Genomic DNA, 25,199 nt, shown 5'->3' on the forward strand with positions numbered 1-25,199 from the left:
GTGGGGCCGCGCGGCCGCGCACGGGCGCGGTTACGCGTTGCGGGTGTGGTGGATGGTGTCGCGGTACCACTTGGCGCTGTCCTTGAGCGTCCGCACCTGCGTGTCGTAGTCGACGCGGACGATGCCGAATCGCTTGTCGTAGCCGTAGGACCACTCGAAGTTGTCCATCAGCGACCAGGCGAAGTACCCCCGGACGTCGGCCCCCTGGTCGCGGGCGGCGGCGACGGCGGCGATGTGGTCGGCGAGATAGGTGGTGCGGTCCGCATCGTGGATCTCGCCGTCCGGGGAGACGGTGTCGTCGAAGGCGGCGCCGTTCTCGGTGATGACCGTCGGGAGACCGTAGTCCTTCTCCAGGCGGACGAGCAGGTCGGTGAGGGCGGTGGGGGTGATCTCCCAGTCCATGGCGGTGCGGGGCAGGTCGCGCTCGACGACGCGGGTGACGGGCAGTCCGTCGGCGTCGAGCACCGCGCCCTGCTCGGTCACGCCGGAAAAGAGCGAGCCCCGGTAGAAGTTGACGCCGAGGACGTCCAGCGGGGTGGCGATGACCGCGAGGTCGCCTTCCTGGACCGGGAGTTCGATGCCCTGGACCGCGAGGTCGGTGACGATGTCCTCGGGGTAGGCGCCCTTGACGACCGGGTCCAGGTAGAGGCGGGCGCCGAGTCCGTCGGCGCGGCGGCAGGCCTCCGCGTCCTCGTGGCTGTCCGTCTCGGGGGTGGCGGTGCCCAGGTTGAGGGTGAGGCCGAGTTCGAGCTCGTTGCCGCGGGCGGCGGCCTGCTCGCGCAGGTACCGCGAGGCGAGGCCGTGGCCCAGCAGCAGGTGGTGGACGGCGTGGATCGCCTCGCCGAAGTTCTGCCGGCCGGGGGCCTGGTTGCCGTAGGCGTAACCGAGCATCGCGGAGCACCACGGCTCGTTCAGCGTGGTCCAGTGCTTCACCCGGTCGCCCAGGGCGTCGTAGGCGAGGGCCGTGTACTCGGCGAACCGGTAGGCGGTGTCACGGACCGGCCAGCCGCCCGCGTCCTCCAGCTCCTGCGGCAGGTCCCAGTGGTAGAGGGTGATCCACGGGGTGACGCCCTTGTCGTCCAGCTCGTCGATCAGCCGCTTGTAGAAGTCGAGGCCCTTGGCGTTGGCGGGGCCCCGGCCGCCGGGCTGGATGCGCGGCCAGGCCAGCGAGAAGCGGTACGTGTCGACGCCCAGGTCCGCGATCAGCGAGACGTCCTCGGGCATCCGGTGGTAGTGGTCGCAGGCCACGTCGCCGTTCTCGCCGCGGACGACCATGCCCGGCACCCCGCAGTACGTGTCCCAGATCGAGGGCGTCCGGCCGTCCTCCGCCGCCGCCCCCTCGATCTGGTAGGCGGCTGTGGCGACGCCCCAGCGGAAGTCGGCGGGCAGACCGGGAATGGCCTGGGCGGCGATCTCGCGGGCGTAGGCCTGGGGGGTGACGAGGTTCATGGTTCTCCTGTGGTGTGCGGTGCGTACGTCGCTAGGAACGGGCGACTGCGGGGGCCGGGACCTCCCGGTGGAGCCAGCAGGCCACCGAGCGGGAGCTGTCCCCGTCCGGTGCGGCCAGCACCGGGACGTGCGTGTCGCAGCCCTCGACCTTCTTGGCGCAGCGGGGGTGGAAGGCGCATCCGGCGGGCATCGCGGACAGGTGCGGGGGCGAGCCCGGGATGCCGCTGAGTTCGCGCCGGGGGCCGTGCAGCGCGGGGAAGGAGTGCAGCAGTCCGTCGCTGTAGGGGTGGCGGGGGTCGCGGTAGATGTCGGCGGACGCGGCCTCCTCGACGATCCGGCCGCCGTACATGATCGCGATCCGGTCGGAGAACTCGATCAGGAGCGAGATGTCGTGCGTGATGAAGACGACGGAGAAGCCGAGCTCCTCGCGGAGCTTGACCAGCTGGCGCAGGATCTGCCGCTGCATGACGACGTCCAGGGCCGTCGTGGGCTCGTCCATGATGACGACCTCGGGTTCCAGCGCGAGCGCCATCGCGATCATCACGCGCTGGCGCATTCCGCCGGAGAGCTGGTGCGGGTAGGCGGCGAGCCGGTCGGCGGAGATCCCGACGAGCTTCAGGAGCTCCTGGGCGCGTGCGGTGCGCTCGGTGCGCTTCATCTCCGGGCGGTGGGCCTGGAGTACGTCGGTGAGCTGGCTGTGGACCGTGTGCACCGGGTTGAGGGAGTTCATCGCGCCCTGGAAGACGATCGACAGCTCCTGCCAGCGGAAGGCGCGCAGTTCGGGCGCGGACAGGGTCAGCAGGTCGAGCGTCCCGCCGTCGCGCTGGTGGTAGCGGACCTCGCCGCCGGTGATCACACCGGGCGGGGAGAGCAGCCGGGTGACGGCGTAGGCCAGGGTGGACTTGCCGGAGCCGGACTCGCCCGCGAGGCCGAGCACCTCGCCCCGGTGCAGGGTGAGGTCGATGTCGCGCAGCGCGTGCACGGCGTCGTCCCCGGTCCCGTAGTCGACGTTGAGGCCGCTGATGCTGAGGACGGGCTCACTCATGAGCGGTTCTCCTTCCCGGGGTCGCCCGTACGGGCCACGGGGGTGAAGCCGACCCGCATCCGGACCTTGCGGGAGCCGCCGGTCTCGGTGCGCAGGCGCGGGTTGACGAATTCGTCGATGCCGAAGTTGATGAGGGCCAGGGACATGCCGAGCAGGGCGATGCAGAGCCCGGCGGGGACGAACCACCACCACGCGCCCTGGGCCAGGGCCTGGTTGGACTGCGCCCAGAACAGGACGGTCCCCCAGTTCCAGTTGGAGATGTCCGCGACGCCGATGAAGGCGAGGGTGATCTCGGAGAGGATCGCGAAGATGACCGTGCCGACGAAGCCGGAGGCGATGACGGCGGTCAGGTTCGGCATCACCTCGAAGAAGATGACCCGCCAGGTCGACTCACCGGTGGCGCGGGCCGCCTCCACGTAGTCCCGGCGGCGCAGCGAGAGCGTCTGGGCGCGCAGCACCCGTGCTCCCCAGGCCCAGGAGGTCAGGGCGATGACACCCGCGATCAGCAGGTCTCCGGTGTCGGAGACGAAGCTGGCGATGATGATGATCAGCGGGAGTCCGGGGATGACCAGGAACACGTTGGACAGCAGGGAGAGCACCTCGTCGGCGGTGCCGCCGAGGAAGCCGGCGCTGACGCCGATCAGTACGGACAGGATCGTGGCGAGGATGCCGGCGATGAATCCGACGACGAGGACGCCGCGGGTGCCGACGAGGATCTGCGAGAGCACGTCCTGACCGGTCTGGGTGGTGCCGAACCAGTGCGCCCCGGAGGGCGGCTGGAGCAGTTCCTTGCCCATGGTGTCCGGGTCGTAGGGGGCGATCCAGGGGCCGATGACGGCGATCACGACGAAGAAGAGCAGGATGCAGAGCCCGATGACGGTCTTGCGGCCGCGCAGGAACCGGAACTTGCGCCTGCTCGCGGCCGGGGTCTCGGCCGCGTCGAGTACGGCGACCTCTGTGGCGGTGACAGCCATCTCCTAGGCCTCCCTTCGGGTACGGGGGTCGAGGATCATGTAGAGGACGTCGGCGAGGAGGTTCGCCGCCAGGACGGAGAGCGTGATGATGAGGAAGACGCCCTGCATCAGGGGGTAGTCCTTGGCGCCCACGCCCTGGAAGAGCTGGTAGCCGATGCCCGGGTAGGAGAAGACCATCTCCACCAGCAGGGTGCCGCCGACGATGAAGCCGAGCGAGAGCGCGAAGCCGGAGATGTTGGGCAGGATCGCGTTGCGGGCGGCGTACCCGAACATCACCCGGCGCTCGGAGAGCCCCTTGGCCTGGGCGACCATGACGTAGTCCTCCGAGGAGACCGTCACCATCATGTTGCGCATGCCGAGGATCCAGCCGGCCACCGCGCTGAGCACGATGGTGAGGCCGGGCAGCACGCCGTGGTACAGCGCGCTGGAGATGAACGGCCAGTCGAAGGCGGGCACGAGCGAGTTGTCGTAGCCGCCGGCGGCCGGGAAGAGCGGCCACTTCACGGCGAACAGCGAGATGGCGATGAGGCCGAGCCAGAAGTACGGGATGGCGGAGATGAAGGTGGTGACGGGCAGCAGGCTGTCCAGCCAGGAGCCGCGCCGCCAGCCGGTGAACACCCCGATGCCGGTGCCGAGCACGAAGCTGATCAGCGTGGTGATGCCGACGAGCGCGAGCGTCCACGGCAGCGACTGGGCGATGACCTCGCTGACCGGGGTCGGGAAGAAGGTGAACGACAGGCCGAGGTCGCCGTCGAGCAGGTGGCCCCAGTAGTCGGTGTACTGCTGCCACAGCGACTGGTGCTCGTCCAGGCCGAAGAGGGCCTTGAGGGAGTCGATGGCACTGGTGTCCAGCTGTCCCTGGAACCGGGCGATGAGGGCCTGCACCGGGTCGCCGGGCATCAGCCGCGGGATGAGGAAGTTGATGGTGATCGCCGCCCATGCGGTGACCAGGTAGAAGGCGAGCCTCTGGAGCAGGTACTTCACTTCGCGGCCTCCTTCTCGTGGTCACCGGCGCGGCCGGCGCCGTCCGCGTACAGCCAGCAGGCCGCCCACTGGCCGTCGGCCAGGTCGAAGCGGGGCGGCAGCTCGGTGCGGCAGCGCTCCAGCGCCTTGGGGCAGCGCGGGTGGAAGCGGCAGCCGGCCGGCGGGTCGATGAGTGAGGGGGGCTCGCCGCTCCCGGTCTCCTCCTGCTCCTCCTCGGCCACCACCCGGTCCGGGTCGGGCGCCGAGGCGATCAGCAGCTGGGTGTAGGGGTGGGCGGGGCGCTGGGTGACGGTCTCGCTGTCGCCGCCCTCCACGATCCGGCCCGCGTACATCACCAGCGTGGAGTCCGCGAAGTAGCGGGCGGAGGCGATGTCGTGGGTGATGTAGAGGATCGCGAGGTGCATGCGGTCCTTGAGGTCCTTGAGCAGGTTGAGGACCCCGAGCCGGATCGAGACGTCCAGCATCGAGACGGGCTCGTCCGCGAGCAGGACCTGGGGGTCGGCGCCGAGCGCGCGGGCGATGGCCACGCGCTGGCGCTGGCCTCCCGACAGCTCGTGCGGGAACTTGTCCAGGTACTGATGAGGAGGAGTCAGCTGGACGCGGTTCAGCAGAGCGGTCAGATTCTGTTCCAGTTCCGCCTCGCCGTTCCCCGCCCGGCCGTGGATCTTCAGTGACCGGGTGAGGTGGTAGCGCACGGTGTGCACCGGGTTCAGCGAGGCGAACGGGTCCTGGAAGATGAGCTGGACCCGGCGTACGTAACTGCGGAAGGACCGGCCACGTCCGGCCTTCACCGGCTGCCCGCCCAGGTGGATCTCGCCCTCGGTGAGCGGATACAGCTGAGCGAGCAGTCTGGCGACGGTGGACTTCCCGGAGCCCGACTCCCCCACCAGTGCCGTGACGGTGCCGCGCCGCAGTTTCAGCGAGACGTCGTCGACGGCGTGGACGGTACGGCGCTTGCCCACGAGGAGATCGCGGCCGGTGCGCCGTACGGCGAAGTGTTTGGTGACTCCGCGTGCTTCGAGCACGACGTGGTTCTTTTCGAGCTGTTCAGACATGGCCGGTACCTGGATCCCTGGGTCCTACTTCGACGGCTTGAGCTTCAGCACGACTTCCAGCGCCGAGCGCTGGGTGTGCTGCGGGTCGGCGTACGGGTCGGACTCCGTGGGCCAGCCCACCCAGTTCTTGGTGGAGTACTCGGCCCCGATGGGGGCGGCGGCGGTCGGGATCATCGGCGCCTGCTCGACCATGATCTTCTGCAGGGCGTTCATCGCGGTGATGCGGGTGGTGTCGGACGTGGCGTTGGCGAAGTCCTTGAGCGCCTCGGTGGCCTCCGTGCTCTTGAAGCGGCCGAAGTTGCCGAGCTGGGAGGGCTTGCCGATGGGCTGGAGCAGCGCGCCGTCCATGATGTTCTGGTACATGTCGTACGGGGTCGAGCCGCTGTTGGTCCAGTGCAGGGTGGCGTCGAAGTTGCCGTTGGCCACGTCCGCGTTCCAGGCGTCGGCGGTCTGCGTCTTGACCTTCGCGTCGATGCCGAGCTTCTTGATGTTGTCCTTGATGATCGCGAGACCGGTGATGTAGTCGTTCCAGCCGGCCGGGTCGGTGAGGGTCAGCTTCACCGGCTTGCCGCCCGGGTCCTTCAGCACACCGCCGCTGAGCGTGAAGCCGGCCTTCTCCAGGACCTTCTTGGCGCCCTCGACGTCGGGCTTGGTGGTGGCGTCCTTGTACTCGGGGGCGATGAAGGACTTGCCCGCGGGCAGCGGGATGCCGGTGGGGTTGGTGATCTCCGGGTAGAGCGTCGCCTCGGCCTGGGTGTAGATCGCGTTGCGGTCCACGACCATCGCCATGGCCTTGCGCAGCGCCGGGTTGTCGAACGGCTTGCGCGCGGTGTTGAACCACAGGCCGTGGATGCCGAGCCCGGACGGGAACCACAGCTTGTGGTTCTTGGGGTCCTTGGATATGAACAGCTGCTTGTAGTTCGGCATGAAGACGAACGACCACTCCAGCTTGCCGCTGGCCAGCGCGGTCGTGGCGGCGCTGTTGTCGTTGTAGGTGCTGTACCGCAGCTCCTTGACCTTCGTCGCGCCCTTCCAGTAGGTGGGCGTGGCGGTCAGCGTCGTGGTCTGCGGGGTGAACGTCTTCAGCTTGTACGGGCCCGAGCCGACCGGCGTGCGGTTGGGCCAGGTCTCCGGGTCCTTGACGCCTTCCCAGATGTGCTTGGGCACGATGAACTGCTGGAGGATCTTGTTCTGGTTGACGTACTGGGAGTCGTCGAAGGTCAGCACGACCTTCTTGCCCTGCACCTCGACCCCGCCCCACGCGATGCCGTCGGCGTTGAGCGCCGGGTGCTTCTTCAGCAGGTTGAAGGTGTACGCCACGTCCTCGGCGGTCAGCGGCTTGCCGTCGGCCCACTTGGCCTTGTCGTCGATGGTGAAGGTGACCTTGGTGAAGTTGAGGTCCCACTTCCAGTCCGTCGCCAGCCACGGGTTGGGCTTTTCCGAGGGCCGGATCTGGCGCACCATCGCCAGCGGCTCGTAGATCATCCAGCGGTAGCCGAGGGTGGCGCCCGCAGAGGTGTTCAGGAACGGGTTGCTGTTGTTCGTCTGCGGCCCGTCCGGCTTGCCGATGTTCAGGACGCCGGAAGCGCTACCGCCGCTCTTCTTGTTGTTCGAGTTGGCTGACGAGCATCCGGCGGCGAGCGCGACCACCGCGGTGGCGAGCGCGACCGCTCTGAGCGTGTGGTGACGGCGTGCGGACATGGCGACTCCAGGAGGGACTGGCGGGTCTGGGAGATCCGGGAACGGGCAGCGCTCGGCGCGCCGGGTACGGGCTGGTGCGGGTGCTGATGCGGTGCGGGTGCGCGCAGCCGGCTGCTGCGCGGAGTACGGGAGCGGCGGGGCCGTGGCCGGCCCCGGCCGCTAGGGCGCCGAGTGGCGCACGACCAGTTCGGTGGGCAGCACGAGGGGTGCGTCGGGTACGGCGGTGCCGCCGAGGTGGGAGAGCAGCATCCGCGCGGCCGTCTCACCCATCTGCCGGGTGGGCTGGCGCACGGTGGTGAGCGGCGGTTCGGTGTGCTCGGCCATCGGGATGTCGTCGAAGCCGACCACCGCGATGTCGCCGGGAACGGACCGTCCCGCGGCGCGCAACGCCCGCAGCACGCCTGCTGCGGTGATGTCGTTGTGCGCGAAGACCGAGTCGAACTCCACCCCGGAGGCGAGGAGTTGCTCCACGGCCAGCCGGCCGCAGATCTCGGTGAAGTCGCCGCGGACGACGAGCTCCGTGGGCAGCACGGAGACGAATCCCGCGAGCCGGTCGCGTACGCAGCCGAAGTCGTGGGGTCCCGTGATGACCAGGGGTTTGGTGCGGCCGGCAGCCCGCAGATGGCGGGCGGCCGACGCGCCTCCCTCGTGGTTGGTGGTCACGACGGAGGGGAACTCGGGGTGGTGGCCGCGATCGTCGATCAGCACGATCGGCAGGCCGGCACGGTGCAGCGCGGTCAGGTGGTCGAGGGTGTTCTCCGGTTCGACCACGAGCAGTCCGTCGAAGGCCCGCGCCGACACCTGGCTGGTGAAGCGCTCCACGGACTCGGCCCCGCGGTTGCAGGTGAAGAGCAGCAGACCGTAGTCCGCGGCCTCGACGGTGTCGACGACCCCCTGAAGCACCTCGCCCATCCACGGCCAGGTCAGCGAGGGCACCAGCATGCCGACCGTGCGGCTGCTGCCGCGGGCCAGTCCGACGGCGCCCGAACTGGGCACATAACCGAGTTGTGCGATCACTTCACGAACACGGGCGGCCGTTGAACCGTCCACTTCGCCCTTGGTGTTGATGACCCGGGACACGGTCGTCTTGCTGACGCCGGCCTCGCGGGCGACATCAGCGATGGTGACACGCATCGGAAGGCCTCCAGGACACCACAGGACAGAGCGAACGGCCGGTCGTGGAACCGGTACCGCAACCGGTTCCGGAACCGGTACCGGCGTTGGTGGCGTGAGTTAACCCCGCCGACACAGAGCCGTCAATACTTCACACCGAGATTGGTCCGTACCCATCCTTCGAGCTGCGAGGACGGTCGATGCGTTCAAGTCCTGAACGCGAAGTCTCCTGGCGGGATCGCGTGAGGGCAGTTCACTCACGCATCGCCCGTAACTCCATCACCGGCGAGACCTGGCCGGGACCGGCTACGGCTACGACGGCATCCGCGCCGGGCAGCGGGATCCGGCGGCGGGAAGTTCTCGATCGCGCACGATCTGGGGGCTGCTCTGCGGCGGGTCGCGCAGCCGATCGCTGCCACCTGGCCCGGCCGGACGTCGGCATACTCCCCGCCGGTCCGCCCGTCAGCGACGTCCACCCGGCAGGTCCGCCCGCCGGAGCAAAGCCCGGCTGTACATCCGCAAAGGCCGCTCCGACGCCGGAACGCATGCCTGTCCCGGCGGCGGAGCGGCCCCCTCCCTACTCCGTCGGCTCGATCCCCGCCCGCAGCAGACCGAAGGTGTACGCGTCCTCCAGCGCCTGCCAGGACGCCGCGATGATGTTCTCCGCGACACCCACGGTCGACCAGTCGGCGGTGCCGTCGCCGGTGGTGATCAGGACCCTGGTCGTGGAGTCGGTGCCGGTGCGCCCTTCCAGGATGCGGACCTTGTAGTCCACCAGCTCCAGCTTGGCGAGCTGCGGGTAGATCCGCTCCAGGGCCACCCGCAGCGCCCGGTCCAGCGCGTTGACCGGGCCGTTGCCCTCCGCGGTCGCGACGATGCGCTCACCCTTGGACCAGAGCTTCACGGTCGCCTCGTTGGCGTGCGTACCGTCGGGGCGGTCCTCGACGATGGCGCGCCAGGACTCGGTACGGAAGTAGCGGCGCACCCGGCCCTCGGCCTCGGCCCGCAGCAGCAGCTCGAAGGAGGCGTCGGCCGCCTCGTAGGTGTAGCCCTTGAGCTCGCGCTCCTTGACCCGCTCAACGACGCGGCCGATCAGCTCGCGGTCGCCGCCGAGGTCGATGCCGAGCTCCTGGCTCTTGAGCTCGATGGAGGCGCGGCCCGCCATGTCCGATACGAGCATCCGCATGCTGTTGCCGACCAGCGCGGGATCGATGTGCTGGTAGAGGTCGGGGTCGACCTTGATCGCGGAGGCGTGCAGCCCCGCCTTGTGCGCGAAGGCCGAGACACCGACGTAGGGCTGGTGCGTGGAGGGGGCGAGGTTGACGACCTCCGCGATGGCGTGCGAGACGCGGGTCATGTCCGCCAGCGCGCCCTCGGGCAGCACGGTCTTGCCGTACTTGAGCTCCAGCGCGGCGACGACGGGGAAGAGGTTGGCGTTGCCGACCCGCTCGCCGTAGCCGTTGGCGGTGCACTGGACGTGGGTGGCGCCCGCGTCGACCGCGGCCAGCGTGTTGGCGACGGCGCAGCCGGTGTCGTCCTGGGCGTGGATGCCGAGGCGGGCGCCGGTGTCCGCGAGGACGGTGGAGACGACGGCCTGGACCTGGGCCGGGAGCATCCCGCCGTTGGTGTCGCAGAGGATGACGACGTCCGCGCCGGCCTCGGACGCGGTCCGCACGACGGCCTTGGCGTACTCGGCGTTGGCGCGGTAGCCGTCGAAGAAGTGCTCGCAGTCGACGAAGACCCGGCGGCCCTGTTCGCGCAGGAAGGAGACGGTGTCGCGGACCATCTCCAGGTTCTCCTCCAGCGTGGTGCGCAGGGCCAGTTCCACATGGCGGTCGTGGGACTTGGCGACCAGCGTGATCACCGGTGCACCCGACTCCAGCAGCGCCTTGACCTGGGGGTCGTCGGCCGCTTTGCCGCCCGCTCTGCGGGTCGCGCCGAAGGCGACCAGCTCGGCGTTGCGGAACTCGATCTCCTGCTGGGCGCGGGCGAAGAACTCGGTGTCACGGGGGTTGGCGCCCGGCCAGCCGCCCTCGATGAAGCCGACGCCGAAGTTGTCCAGGTGCCGGGCGATGGTGAGCTTGTCGGCGACCGTCAGGTTGATGCCTTCACGCTGCGCACCGTCGCGCAGCGTGGTGTCGAAGACGTGGAAGCTGTCGTCGGTGGGCTTGGCCTTGGTGGTCATGCTGGTCTGACTCCTGTCGGATGAGTGGATCCGGACGATCTGGCTCCACTTGCCCCCATCATCCCGCGCGCCTCGCTCCGGCCGAGGTGAGGGCCGGAAAACAAAAAACCCCTCGCGGGTGCGAGAGGTCTGCGCGCGGGTCTGGGGCACGATGGCCGCGCCGTACATGGTGGTACGGAACGGTCACTGCGGACCGGCGCGCCTGTTGCCAATAATCATGACGAACGAGGACACGGAGGCAGTCTGGCACAGGACCGCCTCCGTGACGTGCCCTGTCTCAGGATGCGGGCGTGACGCTCGTCGCTCCGGACTGCCGTGGCTGCCCCGGCTGCCCGGCCGGGGCGACCCGGTTCAGGTCGATGTCGCGGGTCTCGCGCATCGAGAGGTAGACGATCAGCGAGACCGCGGCGCAGCCCGCCACGTACCAGTAGAAGCCGGATTCGGCGCCGGCGTTCTTGAACCAGAGCGCGACGTACTCGGCGGTGCCGCCGAAGAGCGCGTTGGCGACGGCGTAGGAGAGGCCGACCCCCAGGGCGCGGATGCCGGTCGGGAAGAGCTCGGCCTTCACACAGGCGTTGATGGAGGTGTAGCCGGTGACCACGACCAGGGCGAGCAGCGCGAGGCCGAGGGCGGGCCAGAAGGTGCTGGCGTGCCTGAGCATCGTCATGATCGGCACGGTCAGGAAGGTCGAGCCGACGGCGAAGGTGATCAGCAGCGGGCGGCGGCCGATCCGGTCGGACAGCAGACCGGCCAGCGGCTGGATGCACATGAAGACGAACAGCGCGCAGAAGCTGACGAGCGAGGCGGTGGACTTGTCCATGCCGGCGCTCTTGGAGAGGAACTTGGTGAGGTAGGTGGTGTACGTGTAGTACGCCACCGTCCCGCCCATGGTCAGCGCCATCACCAGGAACGCCTCGCGCCGGTGCTGCCAGAGCACCTTGAGCGTGCCCCGGTCCTCCTGCTTGGCCGCGCCGGACTCGGCGTACACCTCGGTCTCCAGCATCGAGCGGCGCAGGTAGAAGACGATGGCGGCGCCGAGCGCCCCGACGACGAACGGGATGCGCCAGCCCCAGCTGTGCAGCGCCGCGTCCGACATGTTGCGCTGGAGGACGATCTGGAGCCCGAGGCCGACGAGTTGGCCGGCGGTCATGGAGACGTACTGGAAGCTGGAGGCGAAGCCGCGCTTCTCCGGGGCGGAGGCCTCGGTGAGGTAGGTGGCGCTGGCGGCGTACTCGCCGCCGACCGAGAGTCCCTGGAGCAGCCGGGCGAGCATCAGGACGGCGACCCCGCCGTATCCGGCGACGTCGTAGGTGGGCGCGACGGCGATCAGGATCGCGGAGGCCGACATGAGGGTGACGGTGAGGGTGAGCGCGGCCTTGCGGCCCCTGCGGTCACCGATCCGGCCGAGCAGCCAGCCGCCGACCGGTCTCATGAAGAAGCCGACGGCGAAGATCCCCATGGTGTTCATGAGGTTGGCGGTCTCGTTGCCCTCGGGGAAGAACGCGTCCGCGAAGTAGACCGCGAAGGTCGCGTACACGAACCAGTCGAACCACTCGACCATGTTGCCGGCGGAGCCGACCCAGATCTTCTTCCACTGCTCTCGTCCCATGGTTGGTCACCGTGCCCCAACGGCCGGAGGCCTCACAAGGATTCGGCGGGCAACGATCGGGCGTACTTGCGTGCGTTGCGTTCACCGCAGTAGTGAATCCCGCAGGAACTCCGCTACGTGGGACAGGACTTGTTCGCGTCCGGTGCCGGGGATGCCGACGGCGACGTGGACGCTGAAGCCGTCCAGGAGGGCGCGCAGCCGGGCGGCGTGGCGGTCCGGGTCCACGGCGGCGAACTCGCCGCGCGAGACGCCCTCGGCCAGCAGCGCCACCAGGTCCCGGTGCCAGGCCCCCTCGATCGCGGCCATCCGCCCGCGGGCGTCGGCGTCGGCGTTCTGCGAGCGGTTCCAGACCTCCAGCCAGAGCGTCCAGTGCGGGTCGCGCGGCCCGTCGGGGACGTACAGGTCGACATACGCGTCGAGCCGTTCGGCGGCGGGCGCCTGCCGGGAGAGCAGGGCGCCGCGTTCGGCGCCGAGCCGGCCCTCGCTCCACTCCAGGGTCTGCAGCAGCAGTTCGTCCTTGGTCCGGAAGTAGTACAGCAGGTGCCCGCTGCTCATCCCGACCTCCCGGCCGAGCCCGGCCATGGTCAGCCCGTCCAGCCCGCGCTCGGCGATGGTGGCCATGGCGGCGAGGAGCAGGGACTCGCGGGGCGGGGCCGTGTTGCGTCGTCTCGCGGGGGGCGGGGTCATCGCGCGTCCGGTGCGCTGGGCGTCTCGTTCACCCGTACGTTCTACCGGATGGGCCGGTCAGCCGGGGACCGCGGGCTGCTGCTGGGTGATGCAGTGGATGCCGCCGCCGCCCGCGAAGATCGTGCGGGCGTCGACCAGGGTGACGGTGCGTCCGGGGTACAGGCGGCGGAAGATGCCCGCCGCGATCTCGTCGCGGGGGTCGTCGAAGCCGCACAGCACGACGCCGCCGTTGCAGACGTAGTGGTTGATGTAGGAGTAGTCGGCCCAGCGGCCCTCCTCGTCCCGCACGGCGGCGGGCGCGGGCACCTCGACGACCCGCAGGGACCGGCCACGGGCGTCGGTCCGGGAGCGGAGCAGTTCCACGTTCCGCGCGCAGAGCTCGTGGTCGGGGTGGGCGGGGTCCGGCTGGGTGTGGGCGACGACGACCCCGGGGCCGGCGAACGCGGCGACGATGTCGACGTGGCCGAGGGTGCCGAAGCCGTGCGGCGGGTAGTCGCCGGTCAGCCCGCGCTCCAGCCAGATGGCTTTCGTGGTGCCGAGCCTGGCGTGGATCTCGGCCTCGGCCCGCTCCTTCGTCCAGCCCGGGTTCCGCTCGGGGCCGAGCTGCACGGTCTCGGTGAGCAGTACGGTGCCCTCGCCGTCGACGTGGATGCCGCCGCCCTCGTTGACCAGGGGCGAGCTGTGCACCGGGACTCCGGCGAGGCCGGCGACGTGGCGGGCGATCTTCGCGTCGTGCTCCCAGACGGCCCAGTCCTGCGCGCCCCAGCCGTTGAAGACCCAGTCCACGGCGGCGAGCCGGCTGCCGTCGGTGACGAAGGTGGGCCCGATGTCGCGCATCCAGGCGTCGTCCAGATCGCGTTCCACCAGCTCGATGTCCGGGCCGAGGAGGGGTCGCGCCTCCTGGGACTGCCCGGTCGGTACGACCATGGTCACCGGCTCGAAGCGGCGTACGGCGCGGGCCACGGCGGCCCACGCCTCGCGGGCCCTGACCAGTTCGTCGCCGGTGAACGTGGCGTTGGGGCCGGGCCAGGCCATCCAGGTGCGCTCGTGCGGGGCCCATTCGGCCGGCATGCGGAAGGTCATCTCGTCGGACTCCTGAAGGCTGTGTGTGGTGAAGCGGAGCGGCACTCGTGGAGTGCGGGATCTACAGGAAGTAGAGGCGGTTGAGCGAGATCGAGTCGGCGGGCCCGGACCGCATCGGCGCCCCGTCCAGCGTCACCAGACCGCTGTCACCGTCCACCCCGACCTCCCCGATGCGGGAGTTGAGGCGCAGATCCGCCGGGCCGATGGAACGGGTGCCGCGTACCGCGACCCTGCGCCGCCGGGTCGGCATCAGGTCGGAGCCGAGAGCGGCCGCGGCCTTCGCCACGAACGCCACCGAGAGATCGGCCGGGGTCGCGCCGTGCCCGCCGAACAGCGGTCCCAGGACCAGCGGTTCACAGGTGTCGGTCGCCGCGTTGGGGTCGCCCGTCACCCCCCAGGCGGGGAAGCCCGACTTCAGGACCAGCTGCGGCTTCGCGCCGAAGTACTGCGGCTTCCAGAGCACGATGTCGGCGAGCTTGCCCACCTCGACCGAGCCGATCTCGTCGCTCAGCCCGTGCGCGATGGCCGGGTTGATCGTCAGCTTCGCCACGTAGCGCAGCACCCGGGCGTTGTCGTCGTGCGGGCCGTCGCCCTCCAGCGGGCCCAGCTCGGCCTTCATCTTCCCGGCCATGGCGAAGGTGCGGCGTACGGTCTCGCCCGCGCGCCCCATGCCCTGCGCGTCGGAGGAGGTGATGCCGATCGCGCCGAGGTCGTGCAGGACGTCCTCCGCGCCCATCGTCCCGGCCCTGATCCGGTCCCGCGCCATGGCCGCGTCGCCCGGCAGGTCCGTCTTCAGGTCATGGACGGAGACGATCATCCCGTAGTGCTCGGCCACCGCGTCCCGGCCGAAGGGCAGCGTCGGGTTGGTGGACGAGCCGATGACGTTCGGGACGCCCGCCATCTTCAGGACGTTGGGTACGTGTCCGCCGCCGCAGCCCTCGATGTGGAAGGCGTGGATCGTCCGGCCGTCCAGGACGCTCAGGGTGTCCTCGACGGAGAGGCATTCGTTCAGCCCGTCGCTGTGCAGGGCGACCTGGACGTCGTGCTCCTCCGCGACCCGCAGGGCGGTGTCCAGGGCGCGGGTGTGCGCGCCCATGTCCTCGTGCACCTTGAAGCCGGACGCCCCGCCCTCGGCCAGCGCCTCCACCAGCGGCGCGTCGTCGGAGGACGAACCCCGGGCCAGGAAGCCGATGTTGACGGGCCAGGCGTCGAACGCGCTGAACGCGTGCCGCAGCGCCCACGGCGAGTTGACGCCGACGCCCCAGACCGGGCCGAACTCCTGGCCGATGACGGTGGTGACGCCGGAGGAGAGCGAGGCCTCCATGATGCGCGGCGAGAGCAGGTGGACATGGGTGTCGACGGCGCCGGCCGTGGCGATCAGGCCCTCGCCCGGAACGATGGTGGTGCCCGTGCCGACGACGACGTCCACCCCGTCGAGGGTGTCCGGGTTGCCGGCCCGGCCGATCGCGTGGATACGGCCCTCGCGGATGCCGATGGAGACCTTCCGGATGCCCTGGACCGCGTCGATGACCAGTACGTTGCTGATGACGACGTCGCAGGTGTCGCGGACGGCGGCGGCCTTGAGGTGCAGCCCGTCGCGTGCGGTCTTGCCGAATCCGGCCAGGAACTCGTCGCCGCGGCGCTGCGCGTCCGACTCGACGCGCACCACGAGACCGGAGTCGCCCAGCACGACCCGGTCCCCGGCACGGGGCCCGTGCACCGACGCGTACTCGTAGGGGTCCATCAGGCGCCGCCCTCCGCTCCGAGATAGCCGCAGGCCACCGCGCGTCGCAGGGCCTCCTCCTTCGCGCCGGGCGCGTCCAGCGGGCCGTCGACGAGACCGGCGAAGCCGATCGCGATCCGGGCGCCGCCGACCGGCAGCAGCCCGACCTCGGCCGTGCCGCCCGGATCGAACCGGACCGACGACCCGGCCGGCACGCACAGCCGCATGCCGTACGCGGCCGCCCGGTCGAAGTCCAGCCGGGGATTGGCCTCGAAGAAGTGGAAGTGCGAGGTGACGCTGACCGGCACCGTCGCGGTGTTGCGCACGGTCAGCCGCAGCGCGGGCTCCGGTTCGGCGTGCGCCGGGGCGGGCAGCAACGCGCCGGGGGCGCTGTCGCCCGGCCGGGCCCCGGCACCGTCGCCGATCGGGTCGGTCACCACGGCGAGCCGCGATCCGTCGTCGAAGACGGCCTCCACGTGCACCTCCGTGACCACGTCCGCCACTCCGGGCAGCACGTCACCGGCTCCGAGCACGGCACGGGCGGCCGCTATCGCCTCTGCGAGCCGCCGCCCGTCGCGGGCCGCCTCGCAGACGGTGTCCGCGATCAGCGCGGTCGCCTCCGGGACGTTGAGCCGCAGCCCGCGGGCCCGGCGGGCACGGGCGAGTTCGGCGGCTCCGAAGAGCAGCAGCCGGTCACGCTCACTCGGGGTCAGTCGCACGTCACCACACCTCCTGTTTGAACGTCACTCTAACCGCGACTCACCCAGCACTCCACCCATCACGCAGAGAATTCGGAACACCTTGACCATTGACGGGTCGCATCGACCTACGTCACATTGAGCAGCACTCAAACAGTCGAACGTCAGGGGCGGCCTCATGCCGATCGAACAGCGCGGAGTCGACACCATCCCGGCGGCGGAGCGCACCAGCACCCCGCGTGACCTCGTCTCGATCCTGCTCGGATCGAACCTCTGCCTGGGCGTGATCGTCTTCGGCTGGCTCCCGGTCTCCTTCGGGCTGGGCCTGTGGCCCGCGGTGACCTCGGTCGTCGTCGGCACGGCCGTCGGGGTGGCGGTCACCGCCCCGCTCGCCCTGGTCTCGCTGCGCACCGCGACGAACCTGTCGACCTCCAGCGGCGCGGCCTTCGGCGTGCGCGGCCGGCTCGTCGGGTCCGTCGTGGGACTGCTGCTCGCGCTGGGGTACACCGCTCTCACCCTGTGGATCGGCGGCGACGTGATGGTGGGCACCCTGGCCCGCCTCGCCGGACTCCCCTCCGGCGGCCTCTCGCACACCCTGGTCTACGCGGTCCTGGCGGCCTGTACGGCCGTCGGCGCGGTGTACGGGTACCGGCTGCTGCTGCGCCTGAGCAAGATCCTCGCGGTCGGCATGACGGTACTGCTGCTCATCGGGCTGATCGCCTACGCGCCGGACCTCACGACGGCGGCGCCGCCGGACACCCCGTACCTGCTCGGTTCGTTCTGGCCCACCTGGGCGCTGTCCGCCGTGGCCGCCGGGCTGAGCGGGCCGATCGCGTTCATCACGCTGCTCGGGGACTACACCCGGTACATCTCACCGGTCCGCCACCACCCGCGCCGGGTGCTGCGGGCCACCTGCCTCGGCCTGGCCGTCGGGCTGCTGGTGCCGCAGCTCTTCGGTACGTACACCGCGCTCGCGGCCCGCGCCTCGCTCGACTACGCGGGTCCGCTGGTCACCGCCGCACCCGCCTGGTACCTGGTCCCGCTGCTCCTCGCGGCGGCCGCGGGCTCGGTGGGCAACGCCGGGCTGATGCTCTACTCGATGGGACTCGACCTGGACGCGATCCTGCCGCGCGCCACCCGGGCACGGGCCACGCTGGTCGTCGCCGGGGTCGCCACGGCGTTCGTGTTCCTGGGCCACTTCGTGTGGAACGCGCAGTCGGCGATGACGTCGTTCGTGCTGCTGCTCACCGCGATCGGCACGCCCTGGGCGGTCATCACGATGATCTCGCACCGTCGCTGCCGGGGCGCCTACGACGCGGAGGCCCTCCAGGTCTACAACCGGGGCACCCGGGGCGGCGTCTACTGGTTCCGGGCCGGCTGGCATCCGCACGCCACCCTCGGCTGGGCGCTCGGCGCCGCGGTGGGCCTGTGCGGCGTCTCCACCCCGCTCTACGAGGGCCCGCTGCTCACGCTGACCGGCGGGGTGGACTGCAGCTTCGTGCTGTCGGGGCTGGTGGGCGGGGTGACGTACGCCGTGCTGACCCGGCCGGGTGCGCACAGCGCCGCCGGCCGGGCCCGCGGACGGGCCCGGCCGGCGGCTCAGCACACGCCCTGACGGGCCGTGCCCGGTCAGCCGATCCGGTGCATCCAGCCGTGGGTGTCCTCGGCGGTGCCGCGCTGGATGTCCAGCAGGCGCTCGCGCAGCTTGAGGGTGACCGGGCCCGGCGTGCCGTCGCCCTGGATCCACTCGCCGCTCGCGCTCTTCACCGTGCCGACGGGGGTGATGACGGCGGCGGTGCCGCAGGCGAAGACCTCGGTGAGGGTGCCCGCAGCCGAGTCGTCACGCCACTGATCGATCGAGACCCGGCTCTCCTCGGGCTCGTAGCCGAGGTCCGCGGCGAGCCTGAGCAGCGAGTCGCGGGTGATGCCGGCCAGGAGCGAGCCGGTCAGGGACGGGGTGACGATCCGGTTGCCGTACACGAAGTACAGGTTCATCCCGCCGAGTTCCTCGACCCACTTGTGCTCGACGGCGTCGAGGTAGGCGACCTGGTCGCAGCCCTTGGCGGCGGCCTCGGCCTGGGCGAGGAGGGACGCGGCGTAGTTGCCGCCGGTCTTGGCGTCGCCCATGCCGCCCGGGACGGCGCGCACCCGGTCCTCCGAGAGCCAGATGGAGACGGGCTTCACACCGCCGGGGAAGTACGCGCCGGCCGGCGAGGCGATGACCAGGAAGAGGTACTCGTTCGACGGGCGCACCCCGAGGCCCACCTCGGTCGCGATCATGAACGGGCGCAGGTACAGCGACTCCTCGCCGCCGTGCTCCGGGACCCAGGCCGCGTCCTGCTGGACCAGCGCGTCGCAGGCCTCGACGAAGGTCTCGACGGGCAGCTCGGGCATCGCGAGCCGGCGGGCGGAGGCCTGGAAGCGCGCGGCGTTGGCCTCGGGGCGGAAGGTGGCGACCGAGCCGTCGGGCCGGCGGTAGGCCTTGAGGCCCTCGAAGATCTCCTGGCCGTAGTGCAGCGTCATGTTGGCCGGGTCGATCGACAGCGGCGCGTACGGGACGAGCTGGGCGTCGTGCCAGCCGCGGCCTTCGGTCCACTTGATGGTCACCATGTGATCGGTGAAGTAGCGGCCGAATCCGGGCTTGACCAGGATCGCCTCGCGCTCCGCGTCGGACAGCGGGTTCGAGGAGGGCTTGAGCTCGATCGTGGGCGTCGTCATGAGTACGTGTCCTTCACCGTTTTGTGTGTGTAGGACCGCACTCACGCCCACTCCCGCCGGACAGGTTGTAGGACGTCCGAGCTTCATGGCGAGCCACGGCCCCGTTCGATTATCTCTCGCGGGAGGCCGTGCACGAAATGACGTGTGTGCGGTCCAGGATTCGATGGTGACACCCGGGGCCGCACAGGAGAAGCCGCCGGGTGCCTGTGGGACCCGGCGGCTTTGAGGCAGTCGTCGGATCAGCCCGCTACGCGTACCGCGAGCGCGTCGCCGATCTCGTCGGTGGTGCGGGCGGTCCCCTCGCGCTCCGCGAGGTCCGCGGAGACGGCGTCCTCGATGCGCACGGCCTGGGCCTCGTAGCCGAGGTGGCGCAGCAGGAGGGCGACGGAGAGGATCGTCGCGGTCGGGTCGGCCTTGCCCTGGCCCGCGATGTCGGGGGCGGAGCCGTGGACCGGTTCGAACATCGACGGGAAGGCGCCCGTCGGGTTGATGTTGCCGGAGGCGGCCAGGCCGATGCCGCCGGAGACGGCCGCGGCGAGGTCGGTCAGGATGTCACCGAAGAGGTTGTCGGTGACGATGACGTCGAAGCGCTCCGGCTGGGTGACGAAGAAGATCGTCGCGGCGTCGACGTGCAGGTAGTCGGTGGTGACCTGGGGGTACTCGGCCGCCACCTTGTCGAAGGTGTTCTTCCACAGGTGACCCGCGTACACGAGGACGTTGTTCTTGTGGACCAGCGTCAGCTTCTTGCGCGGGCGGGCGGCGGCCCGCTCGAAAGCGTCACGGACGACGCGCTCGACACCGAAGGCGGTGTTGAGGCTGACCTCGGTGGCGACCTCGTGCTCGGTACCGGTGCGCAGCGAACCGCCGTTTCCGGTGTACGGGCCCTCGGTGCCCTCGCGGACGACGACGAAGTCGATGTCCGGACGGCCGGCCAGCGGGGTCTCGGTGTTCGGGAACAGCTTCGACGGCCGCAGGTTGATGAAGTGGTCGAAGGCGAAACGCAGCTTCAGCAGCAGCCCGCGCTCCAGGACGCCGGACGGCACGGAGGGGTCACCGATCGCGCCGAGCAGGATGGCGTCGTGCCCCTTGAGGGCCTCCAGCTCCGCGTCCGGGAGGGTTTCACCGGTGCGGTGCCAGCGCTGGGCGCCGAGGTCGTACTCCTTGGTCTCCAGCTTCACATCCTGCGGGAGAACAGCGTTGAGGACCTTGAGGCCCTGGGCCACGACCTCCCGGCCGATACCGTCACCGGGGATCACTGCGAGATTGATGCTGCGAGACATGCCTAGCACCCTACTGCGCGTCCCACCCCATGACACGTGGCGTCCACCATACGGACGCATGGGCTGTTGTACGTGTACCGTTCACCTATTCGACGGGAGCACGTCAGGGAGTGGGTGGAGGTTGTCGCCCATGGACATCCCCCGCTTCGGAATCCCCGAGAAGCTCGCCGACCGCATGAGCATGGCCGAGCAGCACGACTACCTGCGCAGCCGGCTGACCCGTCGCGGTGTGCTGCGTACGAGCGTGGCGACCGCCGCCGTCGCCGGTGCCGGTCTCGGCACCTCCCTCACCGCCTCCCCCGCGTACGCCGCGCCGACGGTGCTCACCTCGCACAGCACGACCCGGGTGGACGGCTCGCTGGTCGCCCCGTTCGGCCGGCACCTGGCCTACGGCGCCGACCCGAGGACGCAGATGGCGGTCTCCTGGCAGGTCCCGTTCGCCGTGCGCCGCCCGTACATCCGGATCGGCCTCAAGCCGTGGGCGCTGAGCCGGAAGATCGACGCCGAGGTGCGCCACCTCACCACACCCCGGCTGAACGACGGCAAGATCGCGGCCGCCGAGCAGTTCTACGTACACGCGAGCCTGGAGCGGCTGAAGCCCGGCACGACGTACTACTACGGCGTCGGCCACGAGGGCTTCGACCCGGCCGACACCCGCAACCTGGGCACCCTCGGCACCTTCACCACCGCGCCCTCGCGCGCCGGGAACTTCACCTTCACCGCCTTCGGCGACCAGGGCGTCAGCTACCACGCGCTCGGCAACGACCAGCTGATCCTGGGCCAGAACCCCGCCTTCCACCTGCACGCGGGCGACATCTGCTACGCCGACCCCTCGGGCTCGGGCCAGACGAGCGACGTCTATGACGCCCGCACCTGGGACCAGTTCCTGGCGCAGACGGAGACCGTCTCGAAGACCGTGCCGTGGATGGTGACCACCGGCAACCACGACATGGAGGCCTGGTACTCCCCGGACGGCTACGGCGGCCAGAACGCCCGCTGGACTCTGCCCGACAACGGGCCCGACCCGGTGAACCAGCCCGGCGCCTACTCCTTCGTGCACGGCAACGTGGGCGTGATCGCGCTCGACGCCAACGACGTCTCCTACGAGATCCCCGCCAACTTCGGCATCAGCGGCGGCAAGCAGACGCGCTGGCTGGACCGGCGCCTGGGCGAGCTGCGGGCCCGCCACGACATCGACTTCCTGGTGGTCTTCTTCCACCACTGCGCCTTCTCCACGACCAACGCGCACGCCTCGGACGGCGGGGTACGGGACGCCTGGGTGCCGCTCTTCGAGAAGCACCAGGTGGACCTGGTCATCAACGGGCACAACCACGTCTACGAGCGCACCGACGCGATCCTCAGGAACACCGTCAAGCGCGAGGTGCCGATCGGCGAGCGCACCGACCCGAAGCGGGACGGCATCGTGTACGTCACCGCGGGCGGCGCGGGCAAGGCGCTCTACGACTTCCCGGCACCGGACAGCTACGAGGGGCACGTCACGGACCTGGAGAGCGTGAACACTTACCACGTGGTCAAGGGCGGCGGAAAGGCCGCCGAGACCGTCGAGTGGTCCCGGGTGCGCTACACCGGCTTCTCGTTCCTCGCGGTCGAGGTGGAGGCCGGGCGGCACGCCCGGATGAAGGTCACCGCGCTCGCCGAGTCCGGCGAGCGCATCGACCACTTCGAGATCAGCCGGGGCTGATCAGCAGGTCACGGCCGGGCCGGGGGGCCCGGTCAGTGACCGGTGGAGCCGCCGTTGTCCCTGCGGTCGAGGGCGCGCTGCAGGGCGGCGGCGGCGTTCCGGCGCTCCGACTCGGTCGGGCGGTGGGCGTGACGGACGCGGCGGACAGTGGTCTCGGCCATGATGGATCGACTCCTTGAGATCGCGAGGATTTCGAGATCGAACTTCGTGAACGGTGATTTCGAGATCGTTGATTTCGAGGCGCCGGAAGGGGCGGGAGCGGATGCCGCAGGGGTTACCTGCATCGGGGCACGCACTCACAACGCCAGTCGCTGGTTCCAGCGAGACGTTCGGCTCCTACAAAGCTAAGGCAGCCGGGCCGTTCTGTCTCCACAATTACTCGGACTTCCTACTATCTGAGACGGGCACCCCCGACAGCGCCGGGCACCCACCGCGTACTCAGCCCGCACATGAGTACGCACGCCGTGTCGAAGGGACCTGCGGCGCACGACAGTTGAACCCATGAACGGCCTCTACGCTCTGAAGCCCTGGTACGCGAACCGGCTCTCCGGTGTCCGTGCCTCGCTGGTCCGCCACGACGTGTCGCCCGACACCGTCACCGCGGCCGGCGTGGTCGCGGCGGCCGGCGCCGCCGCCGCACTGGCCCGGCTGCCCGCCGGCCCCGCCGCACTGCCGGTCGCCGCACTGCTCGCGGCCCGGCTCGCCTTCGCCAACCTGGACGGGGCACTGGCCCGCGACACGGGCCGCACGACCCGGCGCGGCGCGGTCCTGAACGAGCTGGGCGACCGGGTCGCCGACCTCGTCGTACTGGCCGGCTTCCTCGCCCTCGCCCCGCTGTGGCTGGTGGCCCTCACAGGGCTCGCGGCCACCCTGCCGTCCTGGGTGTCGCTGGCCGGGGCGGCGGCCGGAGCGCCCCGGCGCAACGGCGGCCCGGTCGGCAAGACCGAACGCTGCCTGCTCGTCGTGATCGCCGCGGCGAGCGGCTGGGCCGTGCCCGTGCTGACCGTGATCGCGGCCGGTTCGCTGCTCACCGCCGGGCTCCGGCTGGCCGGCCTGTGGCGGGAGACGTCATGAGCGCCGTACTGATCGCGGAGGAGGCGGCGGCGCGCGCCGTGCCGCTGGTCGCGGGTGTGCTCGGTGCGGGCGGCGCGGCCATCGCCGTCCTGCCCTCCAGACTGCGGATGCGGGCCGAGCTGCGCAGGCGGTGGCGGACCTGGGCGCTGGTCGCACCCGTCTTCCTCGGGTCCTACCTGCTGGGCGGCGGCGGTACGTACGCGCTGGCCGCCGGGCTCGGAGTGGTCGCGGCGGGCGAGTTCGTCCGGATGGCGGGGCTGCGGCGCGGCGACCACGTGGTGCTGGCGGCGGCCGCGCTCGTGCTGCCCGCGCTGGCCTGGCTCGCGCCCCGCCTGCTGGACCTCCGGGTGGCGGCGCTGCTGCCGGTCGCCGCCGCGCTGCCCGCCGTACTGGGCGGGGACGACCGGACCGGATTCACCCGCACCGCCCGTACCGCCTTCGGGCTGCTGTGGATCCCGGTCGCGCTGACCGGCCTGGTGACGCTCGGCGGAACCGCGGTCACCGTGGGCCTCGCGGTGGCGCTCGGCGATGTCGGCGCCTGGTGCGGCGGTACGGCACTGGGCCGGCGCGGTCCGCTCGCCCGGCCGCTGTCGCCGCTCTCCCCCAACAAGACCTGGGCGGGCGTGCTCGGCGCGGCCGCCGCGACGGCCGGACTCCTGCTCGTACTGGGAGAGTTCGGCCTGCCGCTGTGGGCGGCGGTGACCGGCGGCTGCGTCCTGGGCGACCTGGTCGAGTCCATGGTCAAACGCGAGTCGGGGGTGAAGGACGCGGGCAGCTGGCTGCCCGGCTTCGGCGGACTCCTCGACCGGATCGACTCTCTGCTCGTGGCCCTTCTCCTGGCGACGGTGATGACCCGGTGAACACCCTCACGCGCACTCCCGGACGGTCCGTGCTCCCGGTACGGTCCCGCTGCGCCGCCGTGCTGAGGCGCGCTCTGTGGTGGACCGTCCTCAGCCTGACCGGCGGGGTCGAGCGGCGCGGCCGGCTGCCCGGGGGCGGCTGTGTGGTGGTCGCCAACCACTCCTCGCACGCCGATACGGCCGCCCTCCTCGCGGCGCTCGACGCCCGGCACGGCCCGGTGATCGGGGCTGCGGCCGACTACTGGTTCGCCTCCCCCTGGCGGCGCCGGATCTGCCGCAGGCTCGCGGCCGGGTTCCCGGTGCGGCGGGGCGGCGGCGGGATGGACGATCTGCTCGCCATGGCCGGTGAACTGCGTGAGGGCCGGGCGGTCGTGCTGTTCCCCGAGGGCACCCGGGCCAGGGACGGCGAGCTGGGCTCCTTCCACCGGGGTGCGCTGGTGCTGGCCGAGGAGGCTGGGGTACCGGTCGTGCCGGTGGGGATCGCCGGCACGGACCGGCTGCTGCCCAAGCACGGCCGGCTGCGCTCCTCGCTGGTACGGGTGACGGTCGGAGAGCCGCTGCCGTCGTCGGTCACCCCGGAGCAGGCCCGTGACGCGGTGCGGGCGCTGCAGAGCCGGACGGCGACGGAGCCGCTGCGGGACTCGGTGACCCGGCGGCGGGTGGCGGCCGTGGTCACCTCGCGGTGGGGTCTGCCGCTGGCGTTCTGCTGGGCGTTCGCGGAGGCGCTGAGCTGGCCGCTGATGCCGGAGCTGCTGCTGGGCGCGGTATGCGTGGCGGCGCCCCGGGCGGCGCCGAAGATGTCGCTGGGCGCGCTCGCGGGCAGCCTGGCCGGTGGTCTCCTCGCCCTGCAACTGGCCTCGGCCGGGGTCCAGCCGCCCGCGCCGCTGACCACGGACCGGATGCGCGCGGAGGTCCGGCACGAACTGGCCCTGGAGGGTGCCTCCGCGGTGCGCCACCAGCCGTGGAACGGCATCCCGTTCAAGGTGTACGGCGCGGAGGCCGGGCGCGCCGGGGTCCCGGCGGCGGAGTGGCTCGGCGCGTCCGCGGCGGCCCGCGGCTCGCGCACGCTCACGGTCGGTCTCGGGCTCGCCGGGACCGGGCTGCTGCTGCGCCGCCACCGCCGCCACTACGGCCGCTTCCTCGCCCTGCTGGGCGGCGGGTTCGCGGTGGGGCTCTCGCTGATCGTGCACGGCTGGAGCTGAACCCGGCCCGGCGCACATGGAAACCGCCCCCCGGCCGGCAGGGGAACCGGTCGGGAG

21 protein-coding genes are annotated in these 25,199 nt (G+C 71.0%); 5 read left to right on the top strand and 16 right to left on the bottom strand.

Features of this window, described 5'->3' with window-relative positions:
* Positions 1-30: 30 nt before the first annotated feature.
* The 13 genes from ACIP89_RS35905 to ureA form a co-directional block, all read right to left on the bottom strand.
* Entirely contained in the window at positions 31-1,449 is a 1,419-nt protein-coding gene (locus tag ACIP89_RS35905; RefSeq protein ID WP_402118646.1) for a GH1 family beta-glucosidase, read from the bottom strand.
* 31 nt (positions 1,450-1,480) lie between these two features.
* Positions 1,481-2,494 carry an ABC transporter ATP-binding protein gene (locus tag ACIP89_RS35910; RefSeq protein ID WP_401920024.1) on the bottom strand — a complete coding sequence of 338 codons (1,014 nt, stop codon included), beginning with the start codon at positions 2,492-2,494 and terminating at the stop codon, positions 1,481-1,483.
* On the bottom strand, positions 2,491-3,468 hold the full coding sequence (locus ACIP89_RS35915) for an ABC transporter permease (RefSeq protein ID WP_402118648.1): 978 nt from the start codon (positions 3,466-3,468) through the stop codon (positions 2,491-2,493). Before ACIP89_RS35915 ends, ACIP89_RS35910 begins: the two co-directional genes overlap by 4 nt.
* Positions 3,469-3,471: 3 nt before the next feature.
* Complete coding sequence (locus ACIP89_RS35920; protein ID WP_311303030.1) at positions 3,472-4,452, bottom strand: ABC transporter permease; 981 nt, start codon at positions 4,450-4,452, stop codon at positions 3,472-3,474.
* Complete coding sequence (locus tag ACIP89_RS35925; protein WP_402118651.1) at positions 4,449-5,507, bottom strand: ABC transporter ATP-binding protein; 1,059 nt, start codon at positions 5,505-5,507, stop codon at positions 4,449-4,451. Before ACIP89_RS35925 ends, ACIP89_RS35920 begins: the two co-directional genes overlap by 4 nt.
* Before the next feature lie 24 nt (positions 5,508-5,531).
* A complete protein-coding gene (locus ACIP89_RS35930) occupies positions 5,532-7,208 on the bottom strand; it encodes an ABC transporter substrate-binding protein (RefSeq protein WP_401920030.1) in 1,677 nt (558 codons plus the stop codon).
* Positions 7,209-7,367: 159 nt separating this feature from the next.
* Entirely contained in the window at positions 7,368-8,342 is a 975-nt protein-coding gene (locus tag ACIP89_RS35935) for a LacI family DNA-binding transcriptional regulator (protein WP_401920032.1), read from the bottom strand.
* A 556-nt stretch (positions 8,343-8,898) separates the two neighbouring features.
* Positions 8,899-10,506: a citramalate synthase gene (gene cimA / locus ACIP89_RS35940; protein WP_401920035.1), complete on the bottom strand. Its 1,608-nt coding sequence runs from the start codon at positions 10,504-10,506 to the stop codon at positions 8,899-8,901.
* A gap of 277 nt (positions 10,507-10,783) precedes the next feature.
* Positions 10,784-12,115 carry an MFS transporter gene (locus ACIP89_RS35945; protein ID WP_401920038.1) on the bottom strand — a complete coding sequence of 444 codons (1,332 nt, stop codon included), beginning with the start codon at positions 12,113-12,115 and terminating at the stop codon, positions 10,784-10,786.
* 81 nt (positions 12,116-12,196) lie between these two features.
* Positions 12,197-12,802 carry a TetR/AcrR family transcriptional regulator gene (locus ACIP89_RS35950; RefSeq protein WP_401920040.1) on the bottom strand — a complete coding sequence of 202 codons (606 nt, stop codon included), beginning with the start codon at positions 12,800-12,802 and terminating at the stop codon, positions 12,197-12,199.
* Positions 12,803-12,859: 57 nt separating this feature from the next.
* Positions 12,860-13,885: an agmatine/peptidylarginine deiminase gene (locus ACIP89_RS35955; protein ID WP_402118653.1), complete on the bottom strand. Its 1,026-nt coding sequence runs from the start codon at positions 13,883-13,885 to the stop codon at positions 12,860-12,862.
* 61 nt (positions 13,886-13,946) lie between these two features.
* On the bottom strand, positions 13,947-15,629 hold the full coding sequence (locus ACIP89_RS35960; RefSeq protein ID WP_401920045.1) for an urease subunit alpha: 1,683 nt from the start codon (positions 15,627-15,629) through the stop codon (positions 13,947-13,949).
* A complete protein-coding gene (ureA, locus tag ACIP89_RS35965; RefSeq protein WP_401920048.1) occupies positions 15,629-16,327 on the bottom strand; it encodes an urease subunit gamma in 699 nt (232 codons plus the stop codon). The genes ACIP89_RS35960 and ureA overlap by 1 nt, the downstream gene beginning before the upstream one ends.
* 157 nt (positions 16,328-16,484) lie before the next feature.
* Between ureA and ACIP89_RS35970 the strand changes: the two genes are divergently transcribed.
* Positions 16,485-17,921 (top strand): cytosine permease, encoded by a 1,437-nt coding sequence (locus ACIP89_RS35970; protein WP_402118655.1) that lies wholly within the window; start codon positions 16,485-16,487, stop codon positions 17,919-17,921.
* Between the two features lie 14 nt (positions 17,922-17,935).
* Here the strand turns inward: ACIP89_RS35970 and ACIP89_RS35975 are convergent, their stop codons facing one another.
* The gene (locus ACIP89_RS35975; RefSeq protein WP_401920053.1) at positions 17,936-19,024 is read right to left on the bottom strand and encodes a branched-chain amino acid aminotransferase; all 1,089 of its coding nucleotides are present in this window, start codon (positions 19,022-19,024) and stop codon (positions 17,936-17,938) included.
* Between the two features lie 239 nt (positions 19,025-19,263).
* Complete coding sequence (locus ACIP89_RS35980; RefSeq protein WP_073738679.1) at positions 19,264-20,304, bottom strand: 3-isopropylmalate dehydrogenase; 1,041 nt, start codon at positions 20,302-20,304, stop codon at positions 19,264-19,266.
* A gap of 130 nt (positions 20,305-20,434) precedes the next feature.
* On the opposite strand from ACIP89_RS35980, the gene ACIP89_RS35985 reads away from it, so the two are divergent.
* On the top strand, positions 20,435-22,006 hold the full coding sequence (locus tag ACIP89_RS35985; RefSeq protein WP_401920055.1) for a purple acid phosphatase family protein: 1,572 nt from the start codon (positions 20,435-20,437) through the stop codon (positions 22,004-22,006).
* Positions 22,007-22,038: 32 nt separating this feature from the next.
* Here ACIP89_RS35985 and ACIP89_RS35990 read toward each other — a convergent pair whose 3' ends face one another.
* Positions 22,039-22,167, bottom strand: coding sequence for a hypothetical protein (locus tag ACIP89_RS35990; RefSeq protein ID WP_274535172.1), 129 nt, complete (start codon positions 22,165-22,167; stop codon positions 22,039-22,041).
* A gap of 340 nt (positions 22,168-22,507) precedes the next feature.
* Here ACIP89_RS35990 and ACIP89_RS35995 point away from each other — a divergent pair, with 340 nt between their 5' ends.
* Genes ACIP89_RS35995 through ACIP89_RS36005 form a run of 3 tightly spaced genes read left to right on the top strand, consistent with a single transcriptional unit; the run spans position 22,508 to position 25,142 of the window.
* The gene (locus tag ACIP89_RS35995) at positions 22,508-23,080 is read left to right on the top strand and encodes a CDP-alcohol phosphatidyltransferase family protein (protein WP_401928190.1); all 573 of its coding nucleotides are present in this window, start codon (positions 22,508-22,510) and stop codon (positions 23,078-23,080) included.
* Positions 23,077-23,940, top strand: a complete 864-nt coding sequence (locus ACIP89_RS36000) for a phosphatidate cytidylyltransferase (RefSeq protein ID WP_402118658.1) — start codon at positions 23,077-23,079, stop codon at positions 23,938-23,940. Before ACIP89_RS35995 ends, ACIP89_RS36000 begins: the two co-directional genes overlap by 4 nt.
* On the top strand, positions 23,937-25,142 hold the full coding sequence (locus ACIP89_RS36005; protein ID WP_401920063.1) for a lysophospholipid acyltransferase family protein: 1,206 nt from the start codon (positions 23,937-23,939) through the stop codon (positions 25,140-25,142). Before ACIP89_RS36000 ends, ACIP89_RS36005 begins: the two co-directional genes overlap by 4 nt.
* Positions 25,143-25,199 lie beyond the last annotated feature (57 nt).

This window comes from Streptomyces sp. NPDC088730 (assembly GCF_044751215.1).
Classification (GTDB): Bacteria; Actinomycetota; Actinomycetes; order Streptomycetales; family Streptomycetaceae; genus Streptomyces.